The sequence below is a fragment of the Enterobacter cloacae complex sp. S1 genome (genome assembly GCF_014930525.1).
GTDB classification, from domain to species: domain Bacteria; phylum Pseudomonadota; class Gammaproteobacteria; order Enterobacterales; family Enterobacteriaceae; genus Enterobacter; species Enterobacter hormaechei_C.
Genome location: NZ_JADBRE010000006.1, coordinates 153,950 through 169,393 on the forward strand (window position 1 = coordinate 153,950; position 15,444 = coordinate 169,393).

The following is a 15,444-nucleotide window of genomic DNA, read 5'->3' on the forward strand; positions in this document are numbered from 1 at the left end:
TATATCAGTTCGGGCACTTATAGACCTGGCCGTTCATCTGGCTGGCGGTTGGCACAAAGCTGGACAGCATCCCCTGCGTCGGGCTGCTCACCCCGTAAATGACGTTGCCGCCCATTGCCGCAGCCTGATTACGCAGGGCATTGGCCGCACCGCGCATAGAGCCGCCCTCTTCGCCGTGCTGCCCCGACATCCAGTTGCTTTGCTCGCCAGTGGCGGTGCCTAACAGCTGGCATTCGCTGCCCGGCTTATCTTCCACAAAGCGAACGCTCTGACCCGCTGCCGTCAGCTCATTGCTGGTGCTACAACCCGCCAGCAGCAATGCTGCACCTACAATCCCTGCACAGACTTTTATGCGCATGTTATTCCTCGTTTTCAATAAGCTGGACAGTAGTTGTCCGCGTGTAAACCTTATACTAAAAAGATGACCAAAAGAAAAATGCTGAGCATTTCTGCGAGCCAGATTCCGCTCGCACTCCTCCGACATCTTAAATGAATTCTGATAATAACCTTTGGGATATCGTGTTTTAGCCCCCGATCGTTTTTAGTGATGCGACGTACAACTTTTGTACGCGACTCAAAAAAGGGGGTTTCATGAGTGCATCATCCTCAGGAGAGGAAAAAGTAACCTGGGTGGGCTATCTGGCGTTCGTGCTCACCATCGTATTTTTCTCAGGTTTTTTCGCCAAAAGTACCGAATGGTGGCGCGTGCTGGATTTTACCGTCCTGAACGGCAGCTTTGGACCGGTGAACGGCGCGCTGACGTTTCGCGGTGAGGGCGGCACAGGAGCGAAAGACGGTTTTTTATTTGCCCTTGAACTGGCGCCCTCGGTCATTTTATCGCTCGGGATCATTGCCGTTACCGAGGGGCTGGGCGGGCTGCGCGCCGCACAACAGCTCATGACGCCCATTCTGCGCCCGCTGCTCGGCGTGCCGGGCATCTGCTCTCTGGCGCTTATCGCCAACCAGCAAAATACCGATGCAGCCGCAGGGATGACCAAAGAGTTGACTGACGAAGGGGCGATTACTGACCATGAACGCGCCATTTTCGCCACCTTCCAGACCAGCGGTAGCGCCATTATTACCAACTATTTTTCTTCCGGTGCCGCACTCTTTACCTTTATTACCGTCCCGGTGATCACGCCGCTTGCCGTCATTCTGGTGTTCAAATTTGTTGGCGCGAACTTCCTGCGACTGTGGATCGCCCACATGGAAGTTCGCCGCGTTCAGGAGGAAAGATGATCGCCCAGCCGCGTAAAAATATCATGGACCTGTTTATCGATGGCGCCCGCCGCGGCTTTACCATCGCCACCACCAGCCTGCTGCCGAACGTGGTCATGGCGTTTGTCATCATTCAGGCGCTCAAGGTAACCGGCCTGCTGGATATTGTCGGCAGGGTATGCGAGCCCATCATGGCCCTGTGGGGGCTTCCGGGTGCGGCGGCAACGGTTCTTCTGGCCTCGGTAATGAGCATGGGCGGCGGTGTGGGGGTCTGCGCCAGTCTGGTCGCTGCCGGCACGCTCAACGGTCACGATGCCACCATCCTGCTGCCCGCCATCTATCTGATGGGTAATCCGGTGCAAAACACGGGCCGTTGCCTTGGCACCGCAGGCGTCAACCCGAAGTATTATCCGCACATCATCACTATCTGCGTCATTAACGCCCTGCTCTCAATGTGGGTGATGCAGCTACTCTTCTGAGGAGATAAAAATGGATTTTTCAGTGCTGGAACCGCACCTTTTCCGCAATGCGCAGCTTTACGCTCCCGAGGATCTTGGGCATTGCGATCTGCTGATTGCCGGAGGAAAAATCGTCGCAGTCGAAAAAGCGGGCCACGCCACAACGAGGCCAGACTGTCCTGAAAGCGATCTCGCCGGAGCGGTGGTTTGTCCGGGGTTTATCGATCAGCATGTACACCTGATTGGCGGCGGCGGTGAAGCCGGTCCCCACACCCGGACGCCAGAGGTGCGATTGTCTGCGCTGGTGGCGGCTGGCATCACCTCCGTTGTTGGCCTGCTGGGCACCGACGGCGTGACCCGCCATCCCGAGTCGCTGCTGGCGAAAACGCGGGCGCTTGAGCATGAAGGGATCAGCGCGTGGATGCTGACAGGCGCGTATGGCCTGCCTTCTCCGACGATTACCGACAGTATCGAAAAGGATGTGGCGCTGATTGATAAAATCATTGGCGTGAAATGCGCGATTTCCGACCATCGCTCTTCCGCTCCGGCAGATGACCAGCTCGCGAATATAGCCGCCCAGTCACGCGTCGGCGGGCTGCTGGGTGCCAAAGCGGGGATATCCGTGTTTCACCTCGGCAACAGCCCGAAACTGCTGGAGCCGCTGCTTAACATCCTGAATAACGCCGACGTGCCCCGCACGAAGCTGCTGCCAACTCACGTCAACCGCGCCCAGGCACTGTTCCACGCCGCACTGGACTATGCCCGCGAAGGGGGGTACATCGACATCACCACCAGCATCAGCGAACCTGTTGATGCCGCCACCGCTATCGCGACGGCCCGTGAAGCACAGGTGCCGTTTAACCGGCTCACGCTCAGCTCGGATGGCAACGGCAGCCAGCCGAATTTTGACGCAAATGGTAATCTTGTTGGCATTGGCGTGGCGGGATTTGAATCCCTGCTTGAGACGCTACAGCAGCTGGTCGGCCGGTATCACCTGCCGCTGGAGGAGGCGCTTCTGCCGTTTACGCGTAACGTGGCGGAATTTCTCGGCCTGGAGCATAAAGGGCGGATCGCGCCCGGATGCGATGCCGACGTCCTGGTGCTGACCGATGATCTGAAGATCCGCGAGGTCTGGGCGAAAGGCCGCCAGATGGTGAGTGGAGGCGTTGTGTGCGTGAAAGGCACGTTTGAGTAGAAGACAATAAAAAACCCCGGGCATTGCTGCCCGGGGTTCGTTCTGAGAGGTTCAGAACAACATGATTACATCATGCCGCCCATGCCACCCATGCCGCCCATACCACCAGCAGCACCTAAGTCAGGCGCGTCGCCTTTAGGCAGGTCGGTCACCATGCACTCGGTCGTGATCATCAGACCAGCTACAGATGCCGCGTATTGCAGTGCAGAACGGGTCACTTTAGTTGGATCCAGGATACCGAAGTCGATCATGTTGCCGTATTCTTCAGTTGCCGCGTTGTAACCGTAGTTACCTTCACCCGCTTTCACGTTGTTCGCAACCACAGACGGCTCTTCACCGGCGTTGGACACGATCTGACGCAGAGGAGCTTCCATCGCGCGCAGCGCAACTTTGATACCCACGTTCTGGTCTTCGTTCTGAGCAGTCAGGCCAGCCAGTTTAGCGGCTACACGCACCAGCGCGACACCACCACCAGCAACCACGCCTTCTTCTACCGCAGCACGGGTCGCGTGCAGGGCATCGTCAACGCGTGCTTTCTTCTCTTTCATTTCAACTTCGGTAGCCGCACCGACTTTGATTACCGCTACGCCGCCTGCCAGTTTCGCTACGCGCTCCTGGAGTTTTTCACGGTCGTAATCGGAAGTTGCTTCTTCGATCTGCTTACGGATCTGACCAACACGGCCCTGAATAGCAGCTTCTTCACCCACACCGTCGATGATGGTGGTGGTGTCTTTGTTGATCACAACGCGTTTCGCCTGGCCCAGGTCTTCCAGGGTCGCTTTTTCCAGCTCCATACCGATCTCTTCGGAGATCACGGTACCGCCAGTCAGGGTAGCGATATCCTGAAGCATCGCTTTACGACGATCGCCGAAGCCAGGTGCTTTAACCGCTGCCACTTTCACGATGCCACGCATGGTGTTAACCACCAGAGTCGCCAGCGCTTCGCCTTCAACGTCTTCAGCAATGATTACCAGCGGCTTGCCTGCTTTCGCAACGGCTTCCAGCACTGGCAGCATTTCGCGGATGTTGGAGATTTTCTTGTCAGCCAGCAGGATGAACGGGCTTTCCAGCTCAACAGCGCCAGTTTCTGGCTTGTTGATGAAGTATGGAGACAGGTAACCGCGATCGAACTGCATACCTTCAACCACGTCCAGTTCGTCTTCCAGACCAGTACCGTCTTCAACGGTGATCACGCCTTCTTTACCGACTTTATCCATCGCTTCAGCGATCAGTTTACCTACGGTTTCGTCGGAGTTAGCGGAGATAGTACCAACCTGAGCAATGGCTTTAGAGTCAGAGCACGGTACGGACAGCGCTTTCAGTTCTTCAACAGCAGAGGCGACAGCTTTGTCGATACCACGTTTCAGATCCATTGGGTTCATGCCCGCAGCAACGGCTTTCAGGCCTTCGGTGATGATCGCCTGCGCCAGTACGGTCGCGGTGGTGGTGCCGTCACCGGCAGCGTCGTTCGCTTTAGAGGCAACTTCTTTCACCATCTGTGCGCCCATGTTTTCGAACTTGTCTTCCAGCTCGATTTCACGTGCAACAGAAACACCATCTTTGGTGATGGTTGGCGCGCCGAAGGATTTGTCCAGCACTACGTTACGGCCTTTCGGGCCCAGAGTGACTTTCACTGCGTCTGCCAGTACGTTTACGCCGCGGAGCATTTTTACACGAGCGTCGTTACCGAATTTTACGTCTTTAGCTGCCATGTTCTTATTTCCTCAAATTCGTACAGTTTCGTGCGTTAATTACGCTTCAACAATTGCCAGAATGTCGCTCTCGGACATGATCAACACTTCTTCATTGTCGATCTTCTCGGATTTCACGCCGTAGCCATCGTTGAAAATGACGATGTCACCAACTTTAACGTCCAGTGGCTGCACAGTTCCGTTTTCCAGGATGCGGCCCTTACCGACAGCGATGATTTCGCCACGCGTTGATTTTGCTGCTGCTGAACCGGTCAGAACGATGCCGCCAGCAGACTTGGTTTCAACTTCTTTACGTTTGACGATCACACGATCATGTAACGGACGAATACTCATTGATAGCTCTCCTTTGAGAAAGTCATTATCAGTTATGGATGACGCCGGTCCGCATGCGGTTTTCCGGCTAGTGCCCTGAGAGATGGGGATAGCTTTTTACCCCTTCAAGGGGTAATCGAAAAAAAATTTGCGAAAGTGTTACCATCCACTCTCTTTTGATGGTGGCGGGACGAGGTAAATGAGTGGACTCAGGCAGGAGTTGGGGCTGGCGCAGGGCATTGGCTTACTCTCAACGTCTTTATTAGGCACGGGGGTATTTGCGGTTCCCGCGCTGGCGGCATTGGTTGCCGGCAATAACAGTCTTTGGGCATGGCCGGTGCTGATCGTGCTGGTGTTTCCGGTGGCGATTGTTTTTGCCATACTCGGGCGGCACTTCCCGAGCGCAGGCGGCGTAGCGCATTTTGTCGGCATGGCGTTTGGGCCGCGAATGGAGCGCGTCACCGGCTGGCTATTTTTGTCGGTGATACCCGTTGGCCTTCCGGCAGCCCTGCATATCGCAACCGGCTTCGGACAGGCGCTGTTTGGCTGGCACGATGAACAGCTGCTGCTGGCTGAACTCGGTACGCTGGCGATTGTCTGGTGGGTAGGCTCACGCGGGGCCAGTTCCAGCGCCAATCTGCAAACGCTGGTCGCCGTGTTAATTGTCGCGCTGATCGTCGCCATCTGGTTTGCGGGTGACATTACCGTGGCGGATATTCCTTTCCCCGCGATTAACGACATCGACCACGCACAGCTTTTCGCTGCACTATCCGTCATGTTCTGGTGTTTCGTCGGTCTGGAGGCGTTCGCTCATCTGGCATCCGAGTTTAAACAGCCCGAGCGTGATTTCCCCCGCGCCCTGATGATTGGCCTGCTGCTGGCGGGTACCGTGTACTGGGCCTGTACCGTACTGGTGCTGCACTTCAACGCGTTCGGTGAAGAGAAAGCCGCCGCCGCGTCGCTGCCGGACATCGTGGTGCAGCTGTTTGGCGTTAAGGCCCTGTGGGTAGCCTGCGTGATTGGCTATCTCGCCTGCTTTGCCAGCCTCAACATCTATATTCAGAGCTTCGCCCGGCTGGTGTGGTCTCAGGCACTTTATAAACCGGATAGCCCCCTCTCACGCCTGTCAAAGCGTCAGCTTCCGGTGAATGCGCTGAATACCGTACTGGGCTGCTGCGTGGTGAGTTCCCTGGCCATTTATCTCCTCGACATCAACCTTGACGCGCTGATTGTCTACGCCAACGGTATTTTCATCATGATCTACCTGCTGTGCATGCTGGCGGGCTGTCGGCTACTGAAAGGACGCTTTAAGGCGCTGGCGGCTGTCGGGTGTGTCCTGTGCCTGATGCTGCTGGCGATGGTGGGATGGAAGAGTGTGTACGCCATCGTCATGCTGGCGGGGCTGTGGGTGTTTTTACCGAAGCGGCAAAAGCCGCAGGCCCGGTGAGCGAGCGCCACCGGGCCACAAACTCACCGATCGTCTTTATGATCTAACCGGTCGCGCTGCTCATCCTTACGCTGATATTCCCCTTCAAAGGTATCCCCCGGGCCGGTGCTGAAACCACCGCCTGGCATACGGCTGAAACGCAGGTGCGGCAGCAGCTTCATGGTCAGATGCTTCTGCACCGGCGGCAACAGCAACAGCAGGCCGAGGAAGTCGGTGAAGAAACCAGGCAGGATCAGCAGCAGGCCAGCAATAATCAGCGACACGCTTTTGATCATCTCGGCTGCCGGGCTTTCGCCTGCGGCCATCTTCTGCTGCATTAACAGGAAATTTTTGAAACCCTGATTGCGCACCAGCGACATGCCGATGACGGAGGTGAAGATCACCAGAATCAGCGTCAGCAGGACGCCCAGCACATGGGCAACCTGAATGAAAATCGAAATCTCAATGTAAACATAAAGAAAGAAAGCAATAAATGGTATCCAGCGCACTGGCATCTCCTGTGTGGCAGGTGCCTTCAGGCCCCTGACTGAATGTGTTCGCGAAGCGCGTAGATAAGAAATGGTGACGATTAGCCAAAATTCAATCGGTTTGCACGGATATTTTTTCTGGAAATATTAAAGCGGTGACATATTTCACAGATTAATAATTATCATGAAATCGGGTCGATAATAAGTGATCCAGCTTACGGCAATTCGCTATCATCAGCATATGATCTCGAACATCTGGCCGAATGAGGGAATAATCGTCGGTCATAAAATATTCAAAACCACATATATACTGTGTGTTTAGTACAATCCATCGGCAGCTTGAAAAGAAGGTTCACATGTTAAACAACATTCGTATCGAAGAAGATTTGTTGGGTACCAGGGAAGTTCCAGCGGATGCCTACTATGGTGTTCACACTCTGAGAGCGATTGAAAACTTCTACATCAGCAACAGCAAAATCAGCGACATCCCTGAATTTGTGCGTGGCATGGTGATGGTAAAAAAAGCCGCGGCTCTGGCGAACAAAGAGCTGCAAACCATTCCTAAAAGCGCTGCAAATGCGATTATCGCCGCGTGCGATGAGGTGCTGAACAACGGTAAATGCATGGATCAGTTCCCGGTTGACGTCTATCAGGGCGGCGCGGGCACCTCCGTCAACATGAACACCAACGAAGTGCTGGCAAACATCGGCCTGGAGCTGATGGGTCATCAGAAAGGTGAATACCAGTACCTGAACCCGAACGACCACGTTAACAAATGTCAGTCCACCAACGACGCCTACCCAACCGGCTTCCGCATCGCGGTGTATGCCTCTGTCGTTAAACTGGTCGACGCGATTAATCAGCTGGGCGATGGCTTCCAGCGTAAAGCCGTAGAGTTCCAGGACATCCTGAAAATGGGCCGTACCCAGTTGCAGGACGCGGTGCCAATGACCCTCGGACAGGAATTCCACGCGTTTAACGTGCTGCTGAACGAAGAGACGAAAAACCTGCTGCGCACGTCCGAACTGCTGCTGGAAGTGAACCTGGGCGCAACCGCCATCGGTACACGCCTGAACACGCCAGATGGCTATCAGCAGCTGGCGGTACAGAAGCTGGCTGAAGTGTCCAACCTGCCGGTTGTGCCTGCGGAAGACCTGATTGAAGCTACCTCAGACTGCGGCGCCTACGTGATGGTGCACAGCGCACTGAAACGTCTGGCGGTGAAACTGTCCAAAATCTGTAACGACCTGCGCCTGCTCTCCTCCGGTCCGCGCGCTGGCCTGAATGAAATCAACCTGCCAGAGTTGCAGGCGGGTTCATCCATCATGCCAGCTAAAGTGAACCCGGTGGTGCCAGAAGTAGTGAACCAGGTTTGCTTCAAGGTTATTGGTAACGATACGACCGTCACCATGGCCTCCGAAGCCGGTCAGCTCCAGCTGAACGTTATGGAGCCGGTGATTGGCCAGGCAATGTTTGAATCTATCCATATTCTGACCAACGCCTGCTACAACCTGCTGGAAAAATGCATCAACGGCATCACCGCGAATAAAGAAGTGTGTGAAGGCTACGTCTATAACTCCATCGGCATCGTCACCTACCTCAACCCGTTCATCGGCCACCACAACGGCGATATCGTCGGGAAGATTTGTGCCGAAACCGGTAAGAGCGTGCGTGAGGTGGTTCTCGAGCGAGGATTGTTGACCGAAGCCGAACTGGACGATATCTTCTCCGCCCAGAACCTGATGCACCCGGCATATAAAGCGAAACGATATACCGATGAAAGCGAACAGTAACCGTTCAGGCTAAGCTTCCGAAAGGCACGTCACTTGTGACGTGCCTTTTTTCTTTATGGGCGTTACCAAAACACAACAATTCAATATCAACTTGTTAATGAGCAAGGCAGGTCTTTATGTTTGGAGCAGAACTCGTCATCGTCCTGTTGGCGATTTATTTGGGCGCACGACTCGGGGGTATCGGCATCGGTTTTGCCGGCGGTCTCGGGGTGCTTGTACTTACCCTGATCTTTCAGATTAAACCCGGCGCAATCCCTTTTGACGTTATCGAAATCATCATGGCGGTTATTGCTGCTATCGCGGCTATGCAGGTCGCAGGCGGTATGGACTACCTGGTGAGCCTGGCGGAGCGAATGCTGCGTCGCCATCCGAAATACATCACCTTCCTTGCCCCACTGGTGACCTGGTTTATGACCATTCTCGCCGGTACCGGCCACACCGCTTTCTCCACGCTGCCGGTAATCACCGAAGTGGCGAAAGAACAGGGTATTCGCCCGTCTCGCCCTCTTTCTATTGCCGTGGTCGCCTCCCAGATTGCGATTACCGCCTCGCCCATTTCCGCGGCGGTGGTCTTCTTCGCGGGTATCCTTGAGCCGATGGGCGTAAGTTACCTGACGCTGCTGGCAATCTGTATTCCGGTCACGCTGATTGCGGTAATGATCACTGCCGTGCTGTGTAACTTCCTCGGCGCCGAGCTGAAAGACGATCCGGTTTACCAGGAGCGTCTGGCAAAAGGTGAAGTGAGCCTGCGCGGTAGTCAGGTCTTCGAGCTGAAGCCGCATGCAAAACGCTCCGTGCTGCTGTTCCTGATTGGTATCGTCACCGTGATGTTCTACGCGACAGCCATCAGCGATACGGTAGGTCTGATCCAGAACCCGGTTCTGCCGCGTAACGAAGCCATTGTGGTATTTATGCTGACCATCGCGACGCTGATCAGCATCACCTGTAAAATCGACACCAGCGAAGTGCTGAACGCCAGCACCTTCAAATCCGGTATGAGCGCCTGCGTGTGCGTGCTGGGTGTGGCGTGGCTCGGTGATACCTTTGTGAAAGCGCACATTAGCGATATCCAGACCGTTGCAGGCGACCTGCTGCACAACTATCCGTGGCTGCTGGCGGTAGTGCTGTTCTTTGCCGCGACGTTGCTGTACTCCCAGGCTGCGACCACCAAAGCGCTGATGCCTGCGGCACTGATGCTGGGCGTGACGCCGCTGACGGCGATTGCCTCTTTTGCAGCGGTTTCCGCCCTGTTCGTTCTGCCCACCTACCCAACCCTGCTGGCCGCGGTTGAGATGGATGACACCGGCTCAACCCGTATTGGTAAATACGTGTTTAACCACGCGTTCCTGATCCCGGGCGTGGTGGCGATTACGCTCTGCGTGATCCTCGGCTTTATCATCGGCGGCATTGTGCTGTAAACGGTTAGCCGTTGTAAAAATAGTTAAAATCGGGCCGCTCTGCGGCCCGTTTCATTAATGACCAACCGCCTTGCGTGATATAGTGAAGACTTTCGTGATGAGGAGGTCGACTTGTGAACACGCCTGATGCTGTTGTTGTACTGTGCACCGCCCCTGATGAAGCTTCTGCCCAGGATCTGGCCGCCAAAGTTCTGGCCGAAAAACTGGCTGCCTGTGTCACACTTCTTCCCAGCGCCACCTCCCTTTATTACTGGGAAGGCAAGCTGGAGCAAGAGTACGAAGTCCAGATGTTGCTCAAAACCAACCTGACAAACCAGCAGGCGCTCCTCGACTGCCTCAAGTCTCATCATCCATACCAAACCCCGGAGCTGCTGGTTCTGCCAGTGGTTCATGGCGATAACGACTATCTCTCATGGCTCAACGCTTCCTTACGCTGATCCTGCTGCTGTGCAGCACATCAGTATTTGCCGGGTTGTTTGACGCGCCCGGCCGTTCGAACTTTATTCCTGCCGACCAGGCGTTTGTTTTCGATTTTCAGCAAAACCAGCACGACCTTTCCCTCACCTGGCAGGTGAAAGAGGGCTACTACCTCTATCGCAAGCAGGTCAGCATCACGCCGGCAAAGGCGAACGTCGGCGCATTGCAGATGCCCGCTGGCGCGTGGCACGAGGACGAGTTCTACGGTAAGAGTGAAATTTATCGCCAGCGCTTAAGCGTGCCCGTCACGGTGAACCATGCCGATAAAGGTGCCACATTAACGGTCACCTATCAGGGCTGCGCCGACGCCGGATTCTGTTACCCACCTGAAACAAAGATCGTTCCGCTTAGCGAAGTGAAAGCGGCGGTCTCCCCTCTCCCCTCAGGGGAGAGGGCCAGGGTGAGGGGTGAAGGCGAAGCCGCTTCAGACCTTCCGTTCTCAGCGTTTTGGGCGTTATTGATTGGTATCGGCATCGCCTTTACGCCCTGCGTGCTGCCCATGTACCCGCTTATCTCTGGCATCGTGCTGGGCGGTAAACAACGCCTTTCCACCGCCCGCGCGCTGTTGCTGGCCTTTATCTATGTACAGGGCATGGCGTTAACCTATACGGCGCTCGGCCTCGTGGTCGCCGCTGCCGGGTTGCAGTTCCAGGCCGCCCTTCAGCACCCTTATGTGCTTATCGGACTGTCAGCAGTGTTTATTCTGCTGGCGCTCTCGATGTTTGGCCTGTTCACCCTGCAACTGCCCTCTTCCCTGCAAACCCGTCTGACGCTAATGAGCAACCGTCAGCAGGGTGGCTCTGCGGGCGGCGTGTTCGCCATGGGTGCCATCGCCGGGCTGATTTGCTCCCCCTGCACCACCGCGCCGTTGAGCGCCATCCTGTTATACATTGCTCAGAGCGGCAACCTGTGGCTCGGCGGCGGCACGCTGTACCTCTACGCGCTCGGCATGGGCCTGCCGCTGATCCTGGTGACGGTGTTTGGCAATCGTCTGCTGCCGAAGAGCGGACCGTGGATGGAGACGGTGAAAACCGCGTTTGGTTTTGTCATTCTGGCGCTACCGGTATTCCTGCTTGAGCGCATCACTGGTGATGTGTGGGGTACACGTCTGTGGGCGATGCTCGGCGTGGCCTTCTTCAGTTGGGCGTTTATCGTGAGTCTGGGGGCGAAGAAACCGTGGATGCGCCTGCTACAGATCCTTCTGCTGGCGGCCGCACTGGTGAGCGTCCGTCCACTACAGGACTGGGCGTTTGGCACCCCGGCAGGTCAAACGCAGGCTCATCTGAATTTTATACAGATTAAGAACGTGGATGACCTTAACCGCGCCCTGGCGCAGGCGAAAGGCAAACCGGTCATGCTCGAGCTCTACGCCGACTGGTGCGTGGCCTGCAAAGAGTTTGAAAAATACACCTTCAGCGATCCGCAGATACAACATGCGCTGAGCGATACCGTTCTGCTCCAGGCGAACGTTACCGCCAACAGCGCGCAGGATAAGGCTCTGCTGAAGCAACTTAATGTGCTCGGGCTGCCTACCATCCTGTTCTTCAATGAACAGGGGGAAGAACAGCCGACGCAGCGTGTAACCGGGTTTATGGACGCGACGACATTCAACACGCATTTGCGCAATCGCCAACCGTAAACAACACTTTAGACGGGACAAACCGTTGGGAATAGCGGAGGAGATAACCGTGCAACGCGAAGACGTACTGGGACAAGCCCTGCAATTGCTTGAGATTCAAGGGATCGCCAGCACCACGCTTGAGATGGTCGCCGACCGTATCGATTACCCTCTGGATGAACTTAAGCGCTTCTGGCCGGATAAAGAGGCGCTGCTGTACGATGCCCTGCGCTATCTCAGCCAGCAGGTGGATATCTGGCGCAGGCAGCTGATGCTGAATGAAGAGCTGACCACCGAGCAAAAGCTGCTGGCGCGCTACACCGCACTGACGGAGTGTGTAACCAACAACCGTTACCCAGGCTGTCTGTTTATTGCCGCCTGCACCTACTATCCGGATCCCGGGCACCCCATCCATCAACTGGCAGATCAGCAAAAACGTGCCGCGCACGAGTTCACACACGAGCTGCTGACCACGCTTGAAGTGGATGACCCGGCAATGGTCGCGAAGCAGATGGAGCTGGTGCTGGAAGGTTGCCTGAGCCGCATGCTGGTGAACCGTAGCCAGGCGGATGTGGATACAGCGCACCGTCTGGCGGAAGATATTTTGCGGTTTGCGCAGTGTCGTATGGGTGGTGCTCTGACCTAAGCCAGCATTCCCGTCCAGACGGAAATAAACAAGCACAGCGCCATCGCGCGCTGAAATCGCACCATCGCCACGGTGGTGCGGAAAATCCGGTTCACCGCCTTCCCCAGCCACGCCCAGCACAACAAACAAGCCACGGAGATCGCCAGAAACCATAGCGCCATCAGCGCAACATCCCGAAATGCATGGTCGCTTGCCGGAGCAAACAGGCTGACAACTGCCAGGGCCATCATCCACGTTTTTGGGTTTACAACCTGTAATAACGCCGCCGCCCGCGCGGTAAACCGGACATGGCGTCTGGAGGAGAGATTCGCGGCCGGGGCGCTAAACAGCTGCCAGCTCATCCAGGAAAGCCACAGCACGCCCGCCCAGCTCATTACCTGACGTATCAGCGGATACTGGCGTAACACTTCTCCTGCCCCTGCGCCTGAAACCAGAACAATAGCGCTGGCGGCAATACACCCGCCCAGGATCGCAGGAAACGTATTTTTTACGCCAAAGTGCTGACTGTTAGCCAGTACCAGAATATTGGTTGGCCCCGGTGTAATCGAGGCGACAAATGCAAACAGCAGGAAGGGTAATAAATTCACAGGTGACTCCTTTTTTATTAGAGCCACGAATGTGCCGTTATTTTCTGGAAACGTCTGGAAGGTTTGTGCACAACCGACGGTAGTGTGCCGGAGAAATACGGTATGCCCGCTGGAACCAGCGACCAAGATGGCTTTGATCGGCAAAACCCACAGCCGTTGCAACATCGACAGGCAGTTCCCCACACGCCAGCATCTGTCGGGCCTTTGCCAGGCGCAGCTGGATAAGCCAGGCGTGCGGTGCCAGGTGAAATTCGCGCTTAAAACAGCGGGTGAGCGTAAAGCGATCCGTACCCGTCTCACGGGCAAGGTCTGACAGCCCCACGTTCTCGCCGATATGCGCATAGAGATAGTCGCGGGCACGATGCGCCACGGCGGAGCTTTGTAGCTGAGACGGGAGTTTCTTACGCCAGTGGCAGTGGGCCGTTATCTGAGAGAGCAGGTTATCCATTGTGCTCTGTTGTACGATCTTCATCTCATCGTTATGCAACGAGGCAAATGTATCACCGATAGCGCGCACCAACTGAGGCTCTCGCGTCAGCGTTTGGGCAAAGTGGAGGGTGTAGCTCCCGGGAGTAGAGTCGTACAGCCCTTGAAGCGTACGGGTGAGCCAGTGTTCATCCAGATAAAAGGTCAGATAAGTAAAGCCCCCCTCTATCGGCGCATCACCGTCATGGATCTCCCCGGGCTCAAGTAAAAAAGCATCGCCCGGCTGGCTACGGTGGCGTTCACGGCGACAGTGGAACTGCTGGGTGCCGGAAAGGGTTATTCCGACCAGATAGCTATCATGCCAGTGGGGATCAAAGGCATGTCCTTCGAAATGCGCCTTAATTGTCTCAATACCTGTTTCTGCATGCTGACGCAGCTCAAGCCAGTCGTTTGCCATACTGCCCTCCTCTTACCGTCAGCATTGTCACATCTTGCCTGAACTGTCTGGAAGATTTGTGCAATTCCAGGGCACAAACGGACAGATTGCCGCAAACTTAAGCAGTTGAACAGCTTTTCCCGAAATAATGTTGACGATCGCGCGCGATTGCGGTTTAATGCGCTCCGTTGCCCGGATAGCTCAGTCGGTAGAGCAGGGGATTGAAAATCCCCGTGTCCTTGGTTCGATTCCGAGTCCGGGCACCACTATTTAAAGAACCCAGCCTATGGCTGGGTTTTTGCTTTTCTGTATCCACTACGCATTGAATTTTCCCTTCTGTCAGGTAATAGTGATTTTTTCCCCTGACAATGAAAATGATATGACCTTATCTGCTTTAAAAGTCGGGTCACTGCTCCTGCTGTTGATCCTGTTTTATACCGGCCTGTTCACGAGCGATCGCATCACCTGGCTGATGGAGGTGACGCCCGTCATTATCATCATCCCACTTCTGCTTGCCACGCACCGGCGATACCCCCTGACTCCCCTTCTCTATACCCTGGTTTTCTTCCACGCCATCATTCTGATGGTTGGTGGTATGTACACTTATGCAAAGGTTCCGGTTGGTTTTGAGGTTCAGGAGATGCTCGGGCTTAGCCGAAATCCGTATGACAAGCTCGGTCACTTCTTCCAGGGGCTGGTTCCCGCACTGGCAGCGCGAGAAATTCTGCTGCGCGGTGGGTATGTTCGTGGACATAAGATGACGGGATTTCTGGTGTGCTGTGTTGCTCTGGCCATTAGCGCCACCTATGAACTCATTGAGTGGTGGGCAGCTTTGGCAATGGGACAGGGTGCGGATGATTTTCTGGGGACGCAGGGCGATCCATGGGATACCCAGTCTGATATGTTTTGCGCGCTGCTTGGTGCGTTAACGACGGTGCTGACCCTTGGGCGTTTCCATCAGCGGCAATTGCTTCGTTTGAATGTTTGTCAGGGATAGTACGCTCTGAGTTGCCGGGTGGCGGCTTCGCCTTACCCGGCCTGCCGTTTTTCAACAAACAAACGCAAAAAGGCCATCCTTCCGGATGGCCTCTTCACTTGATTGATGCCTGGCAGTTCCCTACTCTCACATGGGGAGACCCCACACTACCATCGGCGCTACGGCGTTTCACTTCTGAGTTCGGCATGGGGTCAGGTGGGACCACCGCGCTACAGCCGCCAGGCAAATTCTGTTAAT

The 15,444-nt window shown here is 55.4% G+C and carries 16 protein-coding genes, 1 tRNA gene and 1 rRNA gene; 11 read left to right on the forward strand and 7 right to left on the reverse strand.

Going from position 1 to position 15,444, the window contains the following annotated elements; all coding sequences use genetic code 11:
• Positions 1-4 precede the first annotated feature (4 nt).
• Complete coding sequence (locus IM290_RS07290; protein ID WP_003855938.1) at positions 5-358, reverse strand: DUF4156 domain-containing protein; 354 nt, start codon at positions 356-358, stop codon at positions 5-7.
• Between the two features lie 233 nt (positions 359-591).
• Between IM290_RS07290 and IM290_RS07295 the strand changes: the two genes are divergently transcribed.
• From IM290_RS07295 to iadA, 3 genes are read left to right on the forward strand one after another with little or no spacing between them, the layout of a single operon-like run.
• Positions 592-1,239 carry a nucleoside recognition domain-containing protein gene (locus IM290_RS07295; protein ID WP_193042247.1) on the forward strand — a complete coding sequence of 216 codons (648 nt, stop codon included), beginning with the start codon at positions 592-594 and terminating at the stop codon, positions 1,237-1,239.
• Positions 1,236-1,697, forward strand: a complete 462-nt coding sequence (locus IM290_RS07300) for a YjiG family protein (protein WP_015572448.1) — start codon at positions 1,236-1,238, stop codon at positions 1,695-1,697. Before IM290_RS07295 ends, IM290_RS07300 begins: the two co-directional genes overlap by 4 nt.
• Before the next feature lie 10 nt (positions 1,698-1,707).
• A complete protein-coding gene (iadA, locus tag IM290_RS07305) occupies positions 1,708-2,871 on the forward strand; it encodes a beta-aspartyl-peptidase (protein WP_032652267.1) in 1,164 nt (387 codons plus the stop codon).
• Between the two features lie 65 nt (positions 2,872-2,936).
• Here the strand turns inward: iadA and groL are convergent, their stop codons facing one another.
• Both groL and IM290_RS07315 read right to left on the reverse strand, forming a co-directional pair.
• Positions 2,937-4,583, reverse strand: coding sequence for a chaperonin GroEL (gene groL / locus IM290_RS07310; protein WP_015572446.1), 1,647 nt, complete (start codon positions 4,581-4,583; stop codon positions 2,937-2,939).
• Positions 4,584-4,622: 39 nt separating this feature from the next.
• A complete protein-coding gene (locus tag IM290_RS07315) occupies positions 4,623-4,916 on the reverse strand; it encodes a co-chaperone GroES (protein WP_003855929.1) in 294 nt (97 codons plus the stop codon).
• Positions 4,917-5,094: 178 nt separating this feature from the next.
• On the opposite strand from IM290_RS07315, the gene yjeH reads away from it, so the two are divergent.
• A complete protein-coding gene (gene yjeH, locus IM290_RS07320) occupies positions 5,095-6,342 on the forward strand; it encodes an L-methionine/branched-chain amino acid transporter (RefSeq protein WP_193042246.1) in 1,248 nt (415 codons plus the stop codon).
• Between the two features lie 23 nt (positions 6,343-6,365).
• Here yjeH and IM290_RS07325 read toward each other — a convergent pair whose 3' ends face one another.
• On the reverse strand, positions 6,366-6,830 hold the full coding sequence (locus tag IM290_RS07325; protein WP_003855925.1) for an FxsA family protein: 465 nt from the start codon (positions 6,828-6,830) through the stop codon (positions 6,366-6,368).
• A gap of 335 nt (positions 6,831-7,165) precedes the next feature.
• Here IM290_RS07325 and aspA point away from each other — a divergent pair, with 335 nt between their 5' ends.
• The 5 genes from aspA to IM290_RS07350 all read left to right on the forward strand — a co-directional run bounded on the left by aspA (position 7,166) and on the right by IM290_RS07350 (position 12,761).
• On the forward strand, positions 7,166-8,602 hold the full coding sequence (gene aspA, locus IM290_RS07330) for an aspartate ammonia-lyase (RefSeq protein ID WP_003855923.1): 1,437 nt from the start codon (positions 7,166-7,168) through the stop codon (positions 8,600-8,602).
• Between the two features lie 116 nt (positions 8,603-8,718).
• Positions 8,719-10,020, forward strand: a complete 1,302-nt coding sequence (locus IM290_RS07335; RefSeq protein ID WP_193042245.1) for an anaerobic C4-dicarboxylate transporter — start codon at positions 8,719-8,721, stop codon at positions 10,018-10,020.
• Positions 10,021-10,133: 113 nt separating this feature from the next.
• Positions 10,134-10,457: a divalent cation tolerance protein CutA gene (cutA, locus tag IM290_RS07340; RefSeq protein WP_193042244.1), complete on the forward strand. Its 324-nt coding sequence runs from the start codon at positions 10,134-10,136 to the stop codon at positions 10,455-10,457.
• On the forward strand, positions 10,433-12,136 hold the full coding sequence (locus IM290_RS07345; RefSeq protein ID WP_193042243.1) for a protein-disulfide reductase DsbD: 1,704 nt from the start codon (positions 10,433-10,435) through the stop codon (positions 12,134-12,136). Before cutA ends, IM290_RS07345 begins: the two co-directional genes overlap by 25 nt.
• Before the next feature lie 49 nt (positions 12,137-12,185).
• Positions 12,186-12,761 carry a transcriptional regulator gene (locus IM290_RS07350; protein ID WP_017383972.1) on the forward strand — a complete coding sequence of 192 codons (576 nt, stop codon included), beginning with the start codon at positions 12,186-12,188 and terminating at the stop codon, positions 12,759-12,761.
• Here the strand turns inward: IM290_RS07350 and IM290_RS07355 are convergent.
• Both IM290_RS07355 and IM290_RS07360 read right to left on the reverse strand, forming a co-directional pair.
• Complete coding sequence (locus IM290_RS07355; RefSeq protein ID WP_193042242.1) at positions 12,758-13,348, reverse strand: LysE family translocator; 591 nt, start codon at positions 13,346-13,348, stop codon at positions 12,758-12,760. The genes IM290_RS07350 and IM290_RS07355 overlap by 4 nt on opposite strands.
• Before the next feature lie 37 nt (positions 13,349-13,385).
• Entirely contained in the window at positions 13,386-14,231 is an 846-nt protein-coding gene (locus tag IM290_RS07360) for an AraC family transcriptional regulator (RefSeq protein ID WP_023302948.1), read from the reverse strand.
• 169 nt (positions 14,232-14,400) lie between these two features.
• Here IM290_RS07360 and IM290_RS07365 point away from each other — a divergent pair.
• Both IM290_RS07365 and IM290_RS07370 read left to right on the forward strand, forming a co-directional pair.
• A tRNA-Phe gene (locus IM290_RS07365) sits at positions 14,401-14,476 on the forward strand.
• A 113-nt stretch (positions 14,477-14,589) separates the two neighbouring features.
• Positions 14,590-15,207 (forward strand): DUF2238 domain-containing protein, encoded by a 618-nt coding sequence (locus IM290_RS07370; RefSeq protein ID WP_032652257.1) that lies wholly within the window; start codon positions 14,590-14,592, stop codon positions 15,205-15,207.
• A 107-nt stretch (positions 15,208-15,314) separates the two neighbouring features.
• Here IM290_RS07370 and rrf read toward each other — a convergent pair.
• Positions 15,315-15,430, reverse strand: a 5S ribosomal RNA gene (gene rrf, locus IM290_RS07375).
• Between the last annotated feature and the right edge of the window lie 14 nt (positions 15,431-15,444).

Bases quoted from the DNA above. Each gene is read 5' to 3' on its own strand.
- IM290_RS07290 (WP_003855938.1), bottom strand. From the start codon at position 358: ATGCGCATAAAAGTCTGTGCAGGGATTGTAGGTGCAGCATTGCTGCTG.
- IM290_RS07295 (WP_193042247.1), top strand. From the start codon at position 592: ATGAGTGCATCATCCTCAGGAGAGGAAAAAGTAACCTGGGTGGGCTAT.
- IM290_RS07300 (WP_015572448.1), top strand. From the start codon at position 1,236: ATGATCGCCCAGCCGCGTAAAAATATCATGGACCTGTTTATCGATGGC.
- iadA (WP_032652267.1), top strand. From the start codon at position 1,708: ATGGATTTTTCAGTGCTGGAACCGCACCTTTTCCGCAATGCGCAGCTT.
- groL (WP_015572446.1), bottom strand. From the start codon at position 4,583: ATGGCAGCTAAAGACGTAAAATTCGGTAACGACGCTCGTGTAAAAATG.
- IM290_RS07315 (WP_003855929.1), bottom strand. From the start codon at position 4,916: ATGAGTATTCGTCCGTTACATGATCGTGTGATCGTCAAACGTAAAGAA.
- yjeH (WP_193042246.1), top strand. From the start codon at position 5,095: ATGAGTGGACTCAGGCAGGAGTTGGGGCTGGCGCAGGGCATTGGCTTA.
- aspA (WP_003855923.1), top strand. From the start codon at position 7,166: ATGTTAAACAACATTCGTATCGAAGAAGATTTGTTGGGTACCAGGGAA.
- IM290_RS07335 (WP_193042245.1), top strand. From the start codon at position 8,719: ATGTTTGGAGCAGAACTCGTCATCGTCCTGTTGGCGATTTATTTGGGC.
- IM290_RS07345 (WP_193042243.1), top strand. From the start codon at position 10,433: ATGGCTCAACGCTTCCTTACGCTGATCCTGCTGCTGTGCAGCACATCA.
- IM290_RS07360 (WP_023302948.1), bottom strand. From the start codon at position 14,231: ATGGCAAACGACTGGCTTGAGCTGCGTCAGCATGCAGAAACAGGTATT.
- IM290_RS07370 (WP_032652257.1), top strand. From the start codon at position 14,590: ATGACCTTATCTGCTTTAAAAGTCGGGTCACTGCTCCTGCTGTTGATC.